Origin of the sequence: Streptococcus mitis, from assembly GCF_023109235.1 — a bacterium.
Classification (GTDB): Bacteria; Bacillota; Bacilli; order Lactobacillales; family Streptococcaceae; genus Streptococcus; species Streptococcus mitis_DA.
Window position 1 is genome coordinate 168,931 of record NZ_JALDUC010000002.1, and the last position, 13,893, is coordinate 182,823.

Annotated in this window: 14 protein-coding genes; all 14 read right to left on the reverse strand. The window is 40.8% G+C overall.

The annotated features are described in order from the left end of the window. Nucleotides 1-9 precede the first annotated feature (9 nt). A complete protein-coding gene (leuC, locus tag M1F55_RS02105; RefSeq protein ID WP_237446818.1) occupies nt 10-1,392 on the reverse strand; it encodes a 3-isopropylmalate dehydratase large subunit in 1,383 nt (460 codons plus the stop codon). Nucleotides 1,393-1,395: 3 nt separating this feature from the next. Next, entirely contained in the window at nt 1,396-1,665 is a 270-nt protein-coding gene (locus tag M1F55_RS02110) for a DUF1294 domain-containing protein (RefSeq protein WP_000762444.1), read from the reverse strand. After that, nucleotides 1,662-2,699: a 3-isopropylmalate dehydrogenase gene (gene leuB / locus M1F55_RS02115; RefSeq protein WP_020902799.1), complete on the reverse strand. Its 1,038-nt coding sequence runs from the start codon at nt 2,697-2,699 to the stop codon at nt 1,662-1,664. Before leuB ends, M1F55_RS02110 begins: the two co-directional genes overlap by 4 nt. 11 nt (nt 2,700-2,710) lie before the next feature. After that, nucleotides 2,711-4,273, reverse strand: a complete 1,563-nt coding sequence (locus M1F55_RS02120; protein ID WP_247947182.1) for a 2-isopropylmalate synthase — start codon at nt 4,271-4,273, stop codon at nt 2,711-2,713. A 313-nt stretch (nt 4,274-4,586) separates the two neighbouring features. Beyond that, on the reverse strand, nt 4,587-5,243 hold the full coding sequence (locus tag M1F55_RS02125) for an MmcQ/YjbR family DNA-binding protein (RefSeq protein ID WP_143952012.1): 657 nt from the start codon (nt 5,241-5,243) through the stop codon (nt 4,587-4,589). 43 nt (nt 5,244-5,286) lie between these two features. After that, complete coding sequence (locus tag M1F55_RS02130) at nt 5,287-5,919, reverse strand: copper homeostasis protein CutC (RefSeq protein WP_223340738.1); 633 nt, start codon at nt 5,917-5,919, stop codon at nt 5,287-5,289. Nucleotides 5,920-6,012: 93 nt separating this feature from the next. Beyond that, nucleotides 6,013-6,372, reverse strand: a complete 360-nt coding sequence (locus M1F55_RS02135) for a YbaN family protein (RefSeq protein ID WP_004258004.1) — start codon at nt 6,370-6,372, stop codon at nt 6,013-6,015. Between the two features lie 105 nt (nt 6,373-6,477). Then, nucleotides 6,478-8,565, reverse strand: a complete 2,088-nt coding sequence (gene topA / locus M1F55_RS02140) for a type I DNA topoisomerase (RefSeq protein ID WP_247947183.1) — start codon at nt 8,563-8,565, stop codon at nt 6,478-6,480. Between the two features lie 117 nt (nt 8,566-8,682). After that, nucleotides 8,683-9,531 carry a DNA-processing protein DprA gene (gene dprA, locus M1F55_RS02145; protein ID WP_247947184.1) on the reverse strand — a complete coding sequence of 283 codons (849 nt, stop codon included), beginning with the start codon at nt 9,529-9,531 and terminating at the stop codon, nt 8,683-8,685. Between the two features lie 87 nt (nt 9,532-9,618). Continuing rightward, entirely contained in the window at nt 9,619-10,308 is a 690-nt protein-coding gene (locus M1F55_RS02150; RefSeq protein ID WP_000643974.1) for a sugar phosphate nucleotidyltransferase, read from the reverse strand. Nucleotides 10,309-10,319: 11 nt separating this feature from the next. After that, nucleotides 10,320-11,198: a DMT family transporter gene (locus tag M1F55_RS02155; protein WP_247947185.1), complete on the reverse strand. Its 879-nt coding sequence runs from the start codon at nt 11,196-11,198 to the stop codon at nt 10,320-10,322. Next, nucleotides 11,188-12,057, reverse strand: a complete 870-nt coding sequence (gene licA, locus M1F55_RS02160; protein WP_220041576.1) for a choline kinase LicA — start codon at nt 12,055-12,057, stop codon at nt 11,188-11,190. The genes M1F55_RS02155 and licA overlap by 11 nt, the downstream gene beginning before the upstream one ends. 16 nt (nt 12,058-12,073) lie before the next feature. Beyond that, nucleotides 12,074-13,096 (reverse strand): ribitol-5-phosphate dehydrogenase, encoded by a 1,023-nt coding sequence (locus M1F55_RS02165; protein WP_223340579.1) that lies wholly within the window; start codon nt 13,094-13,096, stop codon nt 12,074-12,076. Nucleotides 13,097-13,100: 4 nt separating this feature from the next. Further along, on the reverse strand, nt 13,101-13,808 hold the full coding sequence (locus M1F55_RS02170; RefSeq protein ID WP_247947186.1) for an IspD/TarI family cytidylyltransferase: 708 nt from the start codon (nt 13,806-13,808) through the stop codon (nt 13,101-13,103). Nucleotides 13,809-13,893 lie beyond the last annotated feature (85 nt).

Consider the following 13,893-nt stretch of genomic DNA (forward strand, 5'->3'; position numbering starts at 1 on the left):
ATCCTCTCCTTACTGGGCTTCTGGCATTTGCCGAACATCTACGAAGCGCCCTGCAATAGCTGCCGCAGCTGCCATGGCTGGACTGCAGAGGTGGGTCTTAGCACCAAAGCCTTGTCTATCTTCAAAGTTGCGGTTGCTGGTTGAGGCGCAGTGAACGCCATCTGGAACCTTGTCAGGATTCATCCCTAGGCACATAGAGCAACCTGGGTCTCTCCACTCAAAGCCAGCATCTAGAAAGACCTTATCCAAGCCCAACTTCTCAGCAGCTCGTTTGACAGGACGAGAACCTGGGACTACGATAGCCGTTAAGTTAGGAGCAATCTTCTTCCCTTTAACAAATCGCGCAGCCAGTTGCAAGTCGCTGAGACGAGCATTAGTACAAGAACCGATAAAGATATAGCCTAGTTCAATATCAGCTGGCTTTTGACCAGGCTCCAAGTCCATGTAATTGTAGGCTCGCTCATCATTCATATCCTTAATTTCTGGGAATCTACTGTCAAAGTCAACCCCCATAGCAGGGTTGGTTCCCCAGGTCACCATAGGAGCCAAGTCTGAAACATCCATCTGGATAACCTTATCGTAAACGACATTCTCATCACTGACAAGGGTCTTCCAATCTGCCACAGCCTCTTCAAAGTCCTCTGGAACACATTCCCGTCCTTTGAGATAATCATAGGTGGTTTGATCTGGATTCATGATTCCCATCTTGGATCCAAACTCGATGGACATATTGCAGATGGTCATTCGTTCTTCCATGCTCAGTGCATCAATAGCTTGTCCTCTATATTCCACCACGTAGCCTACACCGCAAGCAACGCCGTATTTAGCAATCAAGGCGAGAATAAAATCCTTGGAATAGACTCCCTTTTGAGGAACTCCAGTGAATTCTACCAGCATTTTCTTGGGTTTGACCTGCCAGAGGGTCTGGGTAGCGAAGACATGTTCGACCTCACTGGTCCCAATTCCAAAAGCGATCGCTCCGAAAGCCCCGTGGGTTGCTGTATGGCTATCCCCACAGACGATGAATTTCCCTGGTTGAGTTCTTCCTGTTTCTGGACCAACCATGTGAACGATTCCTTGCTTTTCAGAACCGTGGGCAGCATGTTCGATCCCAAATTCCTCAACATTTTCAGCAAGCTTATCAATTTGTGCCTTAGAAATCACATCTCGAATATCATAGATATTAACCGTTGGGACATTGTGATCAAAGGTTCCAAATGTCAAGTCTGGTCGTCTCAATCTGCGACCTGCATCTCGCAAACCTTGAAAAGCCTGAGGGCTGGTCACTTCGTGGATATAGTGCTGATCCACATACATGAGTTGGGGCTGCCCCTCTTCTCCTGTGATGACATGGCGGTCCCATAATTTATCAAAAATCGATTTTCCTGCCATCTATTACCTCCAAATAACATATAAGGCTACTAGTGTGGTCATCATCCCAAGAAACCAAACTGTTTTAAAATACCATTTTCGAGTCTTGTGGTGAAAGATGATTCCTGCTAGCCAGGCACCAAAACCACCACAAGTAAAGGATAAAATAAGTAAGATTTTCTCAGGGATGCGCCAAGCTCTTCTCCTTGCCTTGGATTTGTCAATACCATAAATCAAGAAAACCATGACATTCCAAATCAAAAGGACTAGAGTAATTTTTTCGTCTAACTTCATAACCTTGCGATAATAGCTTCCGTCATTTCCTTGGTCGAAGCCTGTCCTCCTATATCTCTCGTTAAAATTCCAGCTGCTAAACTTGCCTCAACAGCACGCTCGATACGCTCTGCATCCTCATAACGTCCGAAACTATTTCTCAACATCATGGCAACTGATAAAATCATGGAAATAGGATTGGCAATTCCTTGACCTGCAATATCAGGCGCTGAACCGTGAATAGGTTCATAAAGACTTGGTCCATTTTCAGAATGACTGGCTGATGGCATGACCCCAAGTGTACCAGATAGGACGCTTGATTCATCAGATAAAATATCTCCAAAAAGATTCTCCGTCACGATGACATCAAACTTAGCAGGATTGGTAATCATGAGCATGGCAGCTGAGTCCACCAACTGGTGTTCCAAGGTCACATCTGGGAAATCCTGTGCGACCTTCTCAGCTACTTTCCGCCAGAGTTTTGAAGTCGCTAGAACATTTTGCTTATCGATACTAGTAACGATTTTTCTGCGATTTCTTGCAATTTCAAATGCCTTACGAATAATCCGCTCTATTTCTTCATAGCTGTATTCGTTGATATCACGCGCTTTCCGCTCTTCAAGGATATGATCCCCAAAGTAAATCCCGCCTGTCAACTCCCGCACAACGACAAAATCTACACCAGCAATTCGTTCTGGTTTTAGTGGTGACAAATGCTTGAGACTCTCAAAAATCTTAACAGGGCGAATATTAGCATAGAGATTGAGTTCCTTACGGAGAGCCAGCAAGCCTTGTTCGGGCCGGACCTCTACTCCATCATACTGAGGACTACCGATAGCCGCTAGGAGAATGGCATCTGCTTCTCTACATGCTTTGAGGGTTTCACTAGGTAAAGGATGGCCTGCTGCATCAATTCCTGCACCTCCAAAAGGTCGTTTGTCTATTTCATAGTCAAAGCCTGTTTTTTTAGCTATAGCTTCCAGAACCTCTAACCCAGCATCCATGATTTCTGGGCCGATTCCATCCCCTGCCAGAACTACTATTTTCTTTGTCATAGCTTTCTCCTTTACACACTAGGCATATCACGATAGGAAACACTGCGTCCCATCTCACCAGCATTCTCTTTTTGAACAAAGGTATTAGCATTGATGTAGGCAATAGCAGATGCTTTCAGTACATCGAAATCAAGCCCTGCTGCATTAAAGATGGTTTCTGTATCTCTGTTTTCAACAGTGACCAAAACCCGAGCCTGGGCATCGATTCCATCCGTCACAGCGTCAATAGTGTAGGACACCAAGCGGACAGATTGGTTAAAGAACTTATCGATAGCGTTAAAGATTGCTTCAACGGAACCTTGCCCTGTCGCATTAAATTCGACTTTCTCACCATCCATATTAGACAAGCTAACAAGCGCTTCAATGTCATTATCAGCATGAGTTTGCAGTTGTAAATCATCAAAGTGGAAGCCTTCTGGATTTTCAACCATGGTTCCAGCGACCAGAGCTCGAATATCTGCATCTGTAATTTCTTGTTTCTTGTCTGCCAGAGCCTTGAACTTAGCAAAGAGTGGCTTGATATCCTCTTCTGTAAAATCTAGGGCCAGTTCTCTTAGTTTCTCAACAAAGGCATGGCGACCAGACAATTTTCCAAGCGGAAGGCTATTGCTCTTAACACCGACCAATTCAGGTGTGATGATTTCATAAGTAAGAGGATTTTTAAGGACTCCGTCTTGGTGAATACCAGATTCGTGAGAGAAGGCATTGCCACCAACCACAGCCTTGTTTTTAGGAACTGGAATACCAGAGAAGCGAGAAACCATTTCTGACGTATTGATGGTTTCATTTAAAACAATACTAGTTTCTGCTTGATAGTAATCTTGGCGAATATTGAGCGCAACTGCTATTTCTTCTAAAGCAGCATTTCCAGCTCGCTCCCCAATGCCGTTGATAGTCCCTTCAACACGTCCTGCTCCGTTCTTGACAGCAGCAAGGCTATTAGCTACTGCCATTCCAAGGTCATCATGACAGTGAGGCGAATAGATAATCTGACGTTCCGTCTTGACATTCTCAATCAAGTATTTGAAGATAGCTCCGTATTCCTCTGGTGTGGTAAATCCTACCGTATCAGGGATATTGATATAAGATGCACCTGCATCGACCGCTGTTTGAACAACTTGCAGGAGGAAATCCAACTCCGTTCTGGTCGCATCTTCAGGAGAGAATTCGACCACTTCAAACTTGGAACGTGCATAAGAGACATGCTCACTGATTGCTTCCAAAATCTCTTCCTTGCTCTTATTGAGCTTATACTTACGATGAATCGGACTGGTAGCGATAAAGACGTGAACCTGTGGATACTTTGCGTCCTTGAGGGCCTCGTAACAAGCATCAATATCAGACTTGACAGAGCGTGCCAAACCAGTCACCGCTGTTTTCTTCAAGACCTTAGCAATCTCCTGCACTGCCGTAAATGAGTCTGGACTAGCCGCTGGAAAACCAGCTTCGATGGCTGAAATACCCCATTTCTCCAGCTGTCTTGCTATGGCAATTTTTTCCTTGATTGAAAAATTAACACCAGGTGTCTGCTCTCCATCCCGAAGGCTGGTATCTAGAAATTCAACTGTTCTCATAAGATTTCCCCTTTTCCAAATGTGGTTTTAAAAAAACATCTCGCTCAGAAACCCAAGCGAGATGTTGATTCACTCCCGCTTGGTAAGCCAAACAGGACTAATGCTTTTTGCACTAGCCCGAGTACCTCAACAACAAAGCAAATTGATTAAACTTAGCTGTTTTCATGTTTGACTTTCTCCTTCGTTTGATATCTTGTTTAGTATTTTAGCATAGGCAAAAGTGCTTGTCAAGAAAAAATCCAATATTTTCTGAAAATTTCTTCAGTAGAGAATATTTTGCTAATTGAAAGTTCTTGAAAACCATTGAAATGTTTCATTTTTTAGTGGTTAAGTTCCAACTTTTTTCTATAAATTCCAATACTTCTTTATCTGATAAAGTATCATCAAGCGCCACACTAATCCAGTAACGTTTATTCATATGAAAAGCTGGATAAACGCCTTTGTGTGAAAGTAAATCAGCTACTTGGTCATGTTTGAGGTTGACTGCTTCCACCTGTCCTTCTCTGCCCTTTTCCAGCTTATCCCAAGAGATTTTCATCAAGACGGCATACCACTTTTTATTGCCTTCATGTCTTAACACTGCCGTATCAGGCGATTTCTCCCACAAATACTCCAACTGATTACCATACTTTTCCTGAACTTGAGTCATGATTCGCTTAGTCTGAGGGCAGATAAAATCCTGTACCTCAAAACAAGCCTTCCGAATCTGGTAGAGAATCTCCAGACAAGCCTCACGGACACTTGCAACAAAACTTCCTGTCATACTTTCCATATGAACTTGAGGATAGAGGTCACCAGTCTCCTGGTCAAAGACTTGAAAACTCACATTATCAGTAGTGATGGACACAGTCATGACAAAGTCATCCTGCAAAATTTGGCAACTATAGGTCCACACTCCACCATTTTCTACAAAACCATAATCATGAGCCTTTTCTTGATTAAACTGATAGGATTTAAAAATTTCAAACATAAGTGAAAACTGCTACCCAAAGCTAGCAGTTCCTTTCTATTTTTTAAAAGACAACCTTAGTACCATGTAATTGTGTCACGCCTAGCTGATTGATAAAGGTTTGACGGTTGTCAAGGTCAATCCCCCCACCTGGTAGAATTTCAATTTTACCTTTAGCGTGCTCCAAAATTCTGTGATAGTGAGCAAAACGTTTTTCTAAGGAGTCGCCAGACACACCAGCGCGAGTTAGGATACGAGTGACTCCAGCTTGACTAAGCCAGTCAATAGCTTCCAGTTGATCTTCATCACTCAATTCATCAAATGCCATATGAAAGACAATTTCCATTCCTTTTGACGCAGCTATCAACTTCTCCAGATTAGGCTCATCCAACTTTTTGTCAGCAGTTAAAGCACCAAATACAACTCCTTGACTTCCAGCCTGAGCAGCCAACCGAATGTCTTCTAGCATAATAGCAATTTCTAGGTCATTATAGACAAAGTCACCACCACGTGGACGAATCATGGTCATGATGGTCGTATCGTAGTTAGCTGCCAATTCAACCGCTGCCTTGGTTACTCCATAGCTTGGTGTTGTTCCTCCCACTGCTAGATTATCACAGAGTTCGATTCGACGAGCTCCAGCCTGCATCGCTTTTTCAAGCAAGGTCACATTTTCAGCACAAAATTCGTAAATCATTTGATTCTCCTTGAGTATTACTTTAAATTTATTATATCATATTGTTGTGAATATGCTTTCAATTTTATCAAGGGCAATAGTTACAAATTTTACTTATTCTTTGTCTGGAATGACCTTGAAGAGATAATAGGTGATAAAGATGGTCAAGGCTCCTAGACCGATTTTGACTGGTAAAAGAGGTGCAAAATAAATGGAAATTCCCATCAAGATGTAGATAGATACGATGATTTTTTTCTTACGTTCACGGGCAATAGACTTAGTCTCGCGAAAATCAGCTACATATGCTTGATAGAGCTTGGTATGATAAAGCCAATCTTCGAAGCGCTTGGAACTTCTTGAGAAACAAGCAATAGACAACAAAAGAAAAGGCGTTGTCGGCAATAAGGGCAAAACAACCCCAATAATAGCCAAGGCCAGTGATAAGAAACCAATAATTAGATAGATAAGACGCATAACTTCTCCTAGTTAAAATAATCTTCTTCTAGTTTCGCATACAATGATGAATTTTGTCAAGCTCCAACCAGAAAGAGCCTGAAATTCACTTTCAGGACTCTCTTCTTATTTAATCTTTTCCTCCTCGTAGTCACCTTTACTACAAACAACCTGCTTGCCACCACCACGGACTTTTTTCTCCATGAGGAAGTTGCCACATTTTGGACAGTCACGACCAACAGGCTTGTCCCAAGAGGTAAATTCACAGTCTGGATAGCGATTGCAACCATAGAAGAGGCGGTTACGTTTTGTTTTACGTTCAATAATTTGTCCCTGATGACAACTTGGACACTCAACACCAATCTCTTTCACGATTGCTTGGGTATGACGGCAATCTGGGAAATTGCTACAAGCGTAGAACTTACCAAAACGACCAAGTTTAATGACCATTGGACTGCCACACACTTCACAGTCAAATCCAGCTGGTTCATCCTTAATCTGGATTTTTTCCATTTCTTCTTCAGCCTTGGCAACCTCTTTAGAGAAAGGTTTGTAAAAGGCATCAATGACACGTTGCCACTGCTCTTTTCCGACTTCGACATCATCCAGTTTGCCTTCCATTTCGGCTGTAAAGGTCACGTTTACGATATCTGGGAAATATTCAACAATGAGCTTGTTAACAATTTCTCCCAACTCTGTCGGTTCAAAGCGTTTCGCTACAAGGCGAACATAATAACGTTTCTGAATAGTTTCAATGGTCGGTGCGTAGGTTGACGGACGGCCAACCCCATTTTCTTCCAAGGTCTTGATCAGTGTCGCTTCAGAATAACGAGCAGGCGGTTGAGTGAAATGTTGCTCTGGTTTGCTATTAATCTGTTTAACCACATCGCCAACAGCCATGTCCGGTAACATCTTATTCTTATCAGAATCATTATAAATGGCAAGATAACCATCAAACTTAACCTGACTACCATTAGCAGCAAATTGAACCCCATTTTGAGACAATTTAACGGCCATGGTATCAAAGACAGCAGCTGTCATCTGACTCGCTACAAAACGATTCCAAATAAGAGTATAAAGCTTGAGCTGATCCTTGTCCAGATACTTAGCAATACTTTCAGGTGTGTTAAAGACACTAGACGGGCGAATAGCCTCGTGGGCATCCTGAGCTCCTGAAGCATTTTTGACCTTGCTACCATGCTTAGAATACTTGCTACCAAAACGATCCGTAATGAAACTTGCAGCTTCATTTTGGGCTACAGGACTGATACGGGTCGAATCAGTACGCATATAAGTAATCAAACCTTGGACACCAGAACCAATATTAATCCCTTCATAGAGCTGTTGGGCAACCATCATGGTCTTTCGAGTACGGAAATTGATTTTATTGGCAGCATCCATCTGCATAGATGAAGTAGTATAAGGTAATGGAGCATTGCGTTTGCGCTCTTTCTTATCCACCTGATCCACTGAAAAGTCTTTACTAGTCAGACGAGACAAGACTTCCTTGACCTCATCATTGCTAGTCAGTTTCAGCTTTTTGCCATCTACTCCATAGAAGGATGCCTGAAATTGCTTGGTTCCCTTTTTAAAGACACCATCAATTGTCCAGTATTCTTCTGGCTGGAAGGCATTAATTTCATTCTCACGGTCAATGATTAACTTAAGCGCAATAGACTGAACGCGACCTGCTGATAAGCCTTTCTTGACCTTCTTCCACAAAATAGGCGAAATCGAATACCCTACCAAGCGGTCCAGGACACGGCGTGCCTGTTGAGCATCGACCAAATCCATATCAATCTTACGCGGTTCTTTAAAAGCATTTTTGACCGCATCCTTGGTGATTTCATTGAAGACCACACGGTTGGCATCATTTTCATCTAAGTTGAGAATATGGGCCAAATGCCAAGAAATCGCTTCTCCTTCACGGTCCGGGTCACTCGCCAGAAAGACTTTATTAGCTTTTTTGGCTTCTTTTTTCAAGTCATTAATGAGAGGTCCTTTTCCTCGGATATTGATATATTGCGGTTCATAATTATTTTCAATATCGACGGACATACTGGATTTCTTCAAATCACGGATATGCCCGACACTGGCTAAAACCTTGTAGTTTCTGCCTAGATATTTTTCAATCGTCTTAGCCTTAGCAGGCGACTCCACGATTACTAGATTTTTTTTAACTGTTGATTTTTCCTTTTTTGTTGCCGTAGCCACAGTATCACACCTTTTCAAAGTAATAAACTTTATAAAGTGTAAACCATTTTGCCATAACTGTCAAGACTTAGCTCCTATATATAGAAGAAAAGTTTGTCTAGTAAGCGAGTTTTCGTCTTAAAATTCAAATTCCGCAAGAACATCCTGCCCACTGGTGACCAATTTTGCCCCTTCTTGAATCAAATGGTGGCAACCGTCTGATAGTCCATCTAAAATACTTCCAGGAATAGCAAAAACATCGCGTCCTTCTTCCATTGCTCGCTCACAGGTAATGAGACTCCCTGAGCGCATCTTAGCCTCTGCTACAATCACGCCACGACAAATTCCAGCAATGATGCGATTACGGGCAGGAAAATGAAATTTAAGAGGTTGTTCGCCAGGTCCATATTCACTGAGAACCAGATGATCATTGCCGATGTAGTCTTGCAAGCGTTTATTGGCTTTAGGATAAAACACATCCAGTCCTGTTCCAATCACTGCAATGGTTTTTCCGCCATTCTGAAGAGTTGCCATATGAGCTGCTGTGTCAATGCCCTTGGCTAATCCACTGACGATAACCAGTTCATTTTCCAATCCCTGAATGACTTTTTCAACTGACTTAGCTCCCTGTTTGCTACAAGAACGACTTCCCACGACTGCTACCTTAGGAAATTTCAAGAGGTCAAGATTTCCCTTGTAAAATAAAAGCACAGGCGCATCGTATATTTCACTTAAATCCCAAGGATAACAGTCGTCTAAAATAGAGAAAGATGGAAATTTTTGAAACTCCTTCTCCAGATGCGCATCGTCTATCTGAAAATAACGTTCCATAAAAACAGCTGGATTTCGGCAACCTGATATATCTGCAATATCACCCAACAAAAGCTCCTGATCAACATTTTCACCGTATTCTAGGACTTTCAAAATCTGTTGATTGGTCAAACCTGATTTTTTTAACTTATAGATTTCATAGTTTGTGATTTTCATAAATATCTCCATTTCTTTTTCTAGTCATCTATTTATTCGTAAAAAATCAAAAAAACATCCGACTATTTCAGCCAGATGTTGGAATCTTTAATTTTCGTTTTTAAGAATTTCTTCTAATTTATGGTAATCTTGGACACTATCGATTTCATAGATACTATTGCCTTCTAATTCTTCAACATAGACATCCAGCTCTTTGATATTATCCTTAACCATATTGTCCCAGTAGAGATCAACAAATTCACCACTTGCATAAGCCTTGTCGATAAAGCTGACAATCTTTTCTGCAGTTGGAGCGTCCCAGAAGGATACACCACTAAGGATACGACCAGCCTTGCTATCAACAGTAATGTCTTGAACCTTATAGTCATCTCCATAGACCAAGAACCATTCGTTGGTACAATCTTCACGATAGACACTAAAATAAGTCGAACGAGTCAAATCATTGCGGAACATATTTTTAAAGAGATAATTATCGGCATCAATAACATAGCTGTTAGCTAATTCTTCTTTTACAAGATAGAGAGAGTAAAAGTTATTGTAGTCAGCGTATTTATCATTGAAGACGAGGCGAACACCATATTTTTCTTTCAAGTAATCGAATTGTTCTTTAAGGTAACCAACAATGATGATGATGTCATTGATTCCTTTTTCTTTTAAAAACTCAATTTGGTATTCAATCAAGGGTTTTTGATTAACCTGAACCAAGGCTTTAGGGGTATTTTCAGTCATGGGACGCAAGCGAGTTCCCAATCCCGCTGCTAAGATGATGGCTTTCACACGAATCTCCTTTATTCTTTAATAATAATATAAACTCCAGCAATGACAACAAGTGAAGTAATAATGGTCAGCATATCTAGCGGTGCACCCAAGAAAACAACTGCAAACAAGACTGTCCAAACTACATAACTCACGTTTAATCCTGTTGCCTTGGCTGGTTGCAAGCGATTGATAGCGATATAATAAGCCAAGTAGGAAATCATATCAAAGGCTGCAAAGACAATCATAAGACCTAGTAATTGTCCATTGGTTACTTCTGCAAATGACTGATGAGAGAAGAGTACAATCACAAGATAAGACAAGAATGAAGTCACTTGACGGATTAAGAGGGCTTCAATTTCACTTAATTCACTTTCCATAGCAAAAGAGCTAAGAACACTCTCACTTCCCCATGCAATAGCACAAACCAAAGCACAGAGAATACCAATGTAAAAGGAATTGACCTGTTCAACCTTATAGGTCTGAGCAATAATTCCTCCAATAATCAAGACAATCCCAAATACAGTATTTTTTGAAATCTTGTGCTTCAAAAAGAAGAAAGCCAATAAAACCGAAATCGCAGGGTAAATAGCCGACACAGATGAAGCTAAAGAACTTCCGATATACTTAACCGCATAAAGATTGGCCTGCATACCGATAGGGCCTGCTAGCAAGGCTCCGATGATCACACTAACATTGCGAATATTTAAGAAAATTGAGAGACGAACTTTTCCTTCTTTTACCAAGAGAAAAGCTAGTAAGATAAAGATACTCAAGAAATCGTGAGCAGCGGCCACCACAAAGGGCGACAAATCTGTAAAAATCGAAAAGATATAAGCACTAATCGTTAGACCTAAACCCCAGAAAATACCTGAGAGTAGACCAAAAGAAACTCCATTTTTATTTTTCATCTGAACCTCCATAATATGACAAACCTTTAACAGCTCTTTGGTAACGATTCACACCATAGTCACCAAAATCTGCGCCTTGCTCTTCCTTATAGACAGTCCATAGACTCCAAATAGTATCTTGTAAAATTTTATAAATGGCAATCTTTTCACGAGAGACAGGTGTTTGCTCACTCTCATAGTGAGATAAGAAGGCTTCTTCCTCTTGACGAGTGAATTCAGATTCTAAAAAGAGGGCAGCCAAATCCCACATTGGATCATTCATTGATGAATATTCCCAGTCAATCAGATAAAGTCTTCCTTGAGGTGATTCGATAAAGTTTTCAGGAACCAAATCGATATGACAAGATTTTCTGTCAACACCTAAGTCAGCCAGTCTTTTCTCTAAGGAGAAGACTTCTTCTCTAGCTGCTTCATAGTTGGCATAGGGGATTTTTTCCTCAATCAAAGATTCGTATTTTTTGATTTCTTCAAAAGGAGCAAATTCTCCTCTTAATTCCTTGCCAGAAGCATGAATAGTTTGTAATATTGGAGCAATTTTATCAAATTTGGTCTTGATTGACGTTGAATCAAGCGTAATCGCAGATTCGATATACTCATTTACTTTGATACCAGCTTCAATATCAAAAAGATAATTTTTTACATCTAAGTCTAAATCCTTTAGTAGTTCAAGATTGTACTTTTCATCTTGACGATTGATCAGCTTTTCTGTTCCTTTACCAAAGAATTTAACAATGTATTGCTTATTTGTTGTTTTGGCCAAATAGTTTTGATTGGTCATTCCCCCCAGTTGTTCAACACTGAGGACTTCCTCTTCTTGACTAAGTAAGGAAGAAATTTTTTCTTTAATGATTTTCTCCACAATTAACCTCCAGTTCTTATACTTCCCACTTAAACACGGTTTTAAAGGCTGTGTTTAAATCGGTCGCAAAGACACGGTGAATATCTTTAATTTCTCTTACAGGTTCTTCTAGGTAAAGGATATTTTTAAGACGATTGGCAAATTTCTTGACTTCCATCATTTGGATGGCATTTTCAAAATCGATGCGACCAGAACGAGAGGAACCAACCAAGAGCAAGCCTTTCTCTAAGATATCGCGTGTATTGATATTGACTTTATATTCGCTAACGCCCATCATGAGAATCGTTCCCTGAGGACGAATGTAGCGAATCAAGTCATTTATAGCTGGTCCAGTACCATCACCACCACAACACTCAAAAGCATGATCAAAGGTCAAATCTTCAGGAATATTGTCAGTAATATAGCATTCTTTGGCAAATGAGAAGAGTTCCAATTTTTCCCAATGACGACCAATAACCACGATCTCTGCTTCTGGCAAAGTATAGTTGATAATATTGGCAACCACAAATGCTAAACTTCCATCTCCGATAACGGCGATTCGGTCCCGCTTGCTATGAGCAAGGGTCAATAGGCGATTCATTGCATGCATACCGACACTGACAAACTCTGTAATGGCTGCAACCGTATCTTCGATAGCATCATAAGCCACCACACGATCTTTAGGGAGAGAAACAAACTCTCTCATAAAGCCATCAAAGCCACTAGATAAGAAATGGGTTCCTGTCATGTAGTTTTCATAGAATTCTTCATCACTCTGCATAGGTGGCTGATTAGGAATCATGACAACTTTTTGCCCAACCTCGTAGGTTCCTGTCGGGTCAGAAATAACGGTTCCACATGACTCGTGAATCATTGCCATTGGAAGCTTTTTATTCAAAATCTTCGGATCACGTTTTCCTTGGTAGTAACGCTGATCCGCATGACAGACCGCCATATAATTAGGGCGGATGAGGATATGATTCTCTTGGTCAATAGCCTCTTCCTGATATTTGACATTGATAAACTTAGGCTTAGTTAGTTGATAAATTTGATTAATCATTTTACTAGTCTTTCTCAATCATACTTTTTGCAATCTTCAAATCTGTTACGGTTGTAATCTTCAGATTTGAGTATTCACCTTTGGCCAAGGCCACATCTTTTCCTTTGATCACAAAGATTTTACATGCATCTGTCAAGATTTCCTTCTCTCCATCAGAAAGAGATCCATAAAGGTCCATGAAGTCCTTGCAACGGAATGTTTGAGGTGTTTGTCCTTGATAAAGGTGAGCACGATTTGGAATATCTGTAATAAATTGACCATTGGTACTTTCAACGATAGTATCAACCGCTTCAACTACTGTGTCCACTGCGTCATGATCTTGACAAAGTTTGATATTGTCTTGAATCATGCGAAGCGTAATAAATGGACGAACAGAATCGTGTGTAACAACGATATCCTCTGGCGTAAGCGGACGATAAGCATCAATGGCTTCAATGATTTTCTCAATACTTGTATTGCGGTCAGCACCACCCTTTGTAATGATGATACGTTCCTTATGAAGAGGAAGATATTTATCTACAAGATCTTCTGCATGAGAAACCCAGTCTCCATGAACACCAACTACAATTTTTTCAATACTTGGTTCCAAGACAAATTTTTCAATTGTATGAATCAAGATAGGTCGATCACCTAGCTCTAAAAATTGTTTTGGCAAGTTACTGATTCCCATACGTGTGCCAGTTCCACCAGCAAGAATTCCTGCATAAATCATCTATTTTCTCCTTTGTCTTACTAAAAAAACTTATTCTCTCTATTATACCACAATCTAGTCCTATCATGAAAGAAATACCGGCCCT

What these genes read in the sequence shown, in the direction of transcription:
- leuB (WP_020902799.1), bottom strand. Translation starts at nt 2,699, where the DNA reads ATGACAAAGAAAATAGTAGTTCTGGCAGGGGATGGAATCGGCCCAGAA.
- leuC (WP_237446818.1), bottom strand. Translation starts at nt 1,392, where the DNA reads ATGGCAGGAAAATCGATTTTTGATAAATTATGGGACCGCCATGTCATC.
- dprA (WP_247947184.1), bottom strand. Translation starts at nt 9,531, where the DNA reads ATGAAAATCACAAACTATGAAATCTATAAGTTAAAAAAATCAGGTTTG.
- M1F55_RS02165 (WP_223340579.1), bottom strand. Translation starts at nt 13,096, where the DNA reads ATGATTAATCAAATTTATCAACTAACTAAGCCTAAGTTTATCAATGTC.
- M1F55_RS02170 (WP_247947186.1), bottom strand. Translation starts at nt 13,808, where the DNA reads ATGATTTATGCAGGAATTCTTGCTGGTGGAACTGGCACACGTATGGGA.
- M1F55_RS02155 (WP_247947185.1), bottom strand. Translation starts at nt 11,198, where the DNA reads ATGAAAAATAAAAATGGAGTTTCTTTTGGTCTACTCTCAGGTATTTTC.
- M1F55_RS02130 (WP_223340738.1), bottom strand. Translation starts at nt 5,919, where the DNA reads ATGATTTACGAATTTTGTGCTGAAAATGTGACCTTGCTTGAAAAAGCG.
- M1F55_RS02120 (WP_247947182.1), bottom strand. Translation starts at nt 4,273, where the DNA reads ATGAGAACAGTTGAATTTCTAGATACCAGCCTTCGGGATGGAGAGCAG.
- M1F55_RS02125 (WP_143952012.1), bottom strand. Translation starts at nt 5,243, where the DNA reads ATGTTTGAAATTTTTAAATCCTATCAGTTTAATCAAGAAAAGGCTCAT.
- M1F55_RS02135 (WP_004258004.1), bottom strand. Translation starts at nt 6,372, where the DNA reads ATGCGTCTTATCTATCTAATTATTGGTTTCTTATCACTGGCCTTGGCT.
- M1F55_RS02110 (WP_000762444.1), bottom strand. Translation starts at nt 1,665, where the DNA reads ATGAAGTTAGACGAAAAAATTACTCTAGTCCTTTTGATTTGGAATGTC.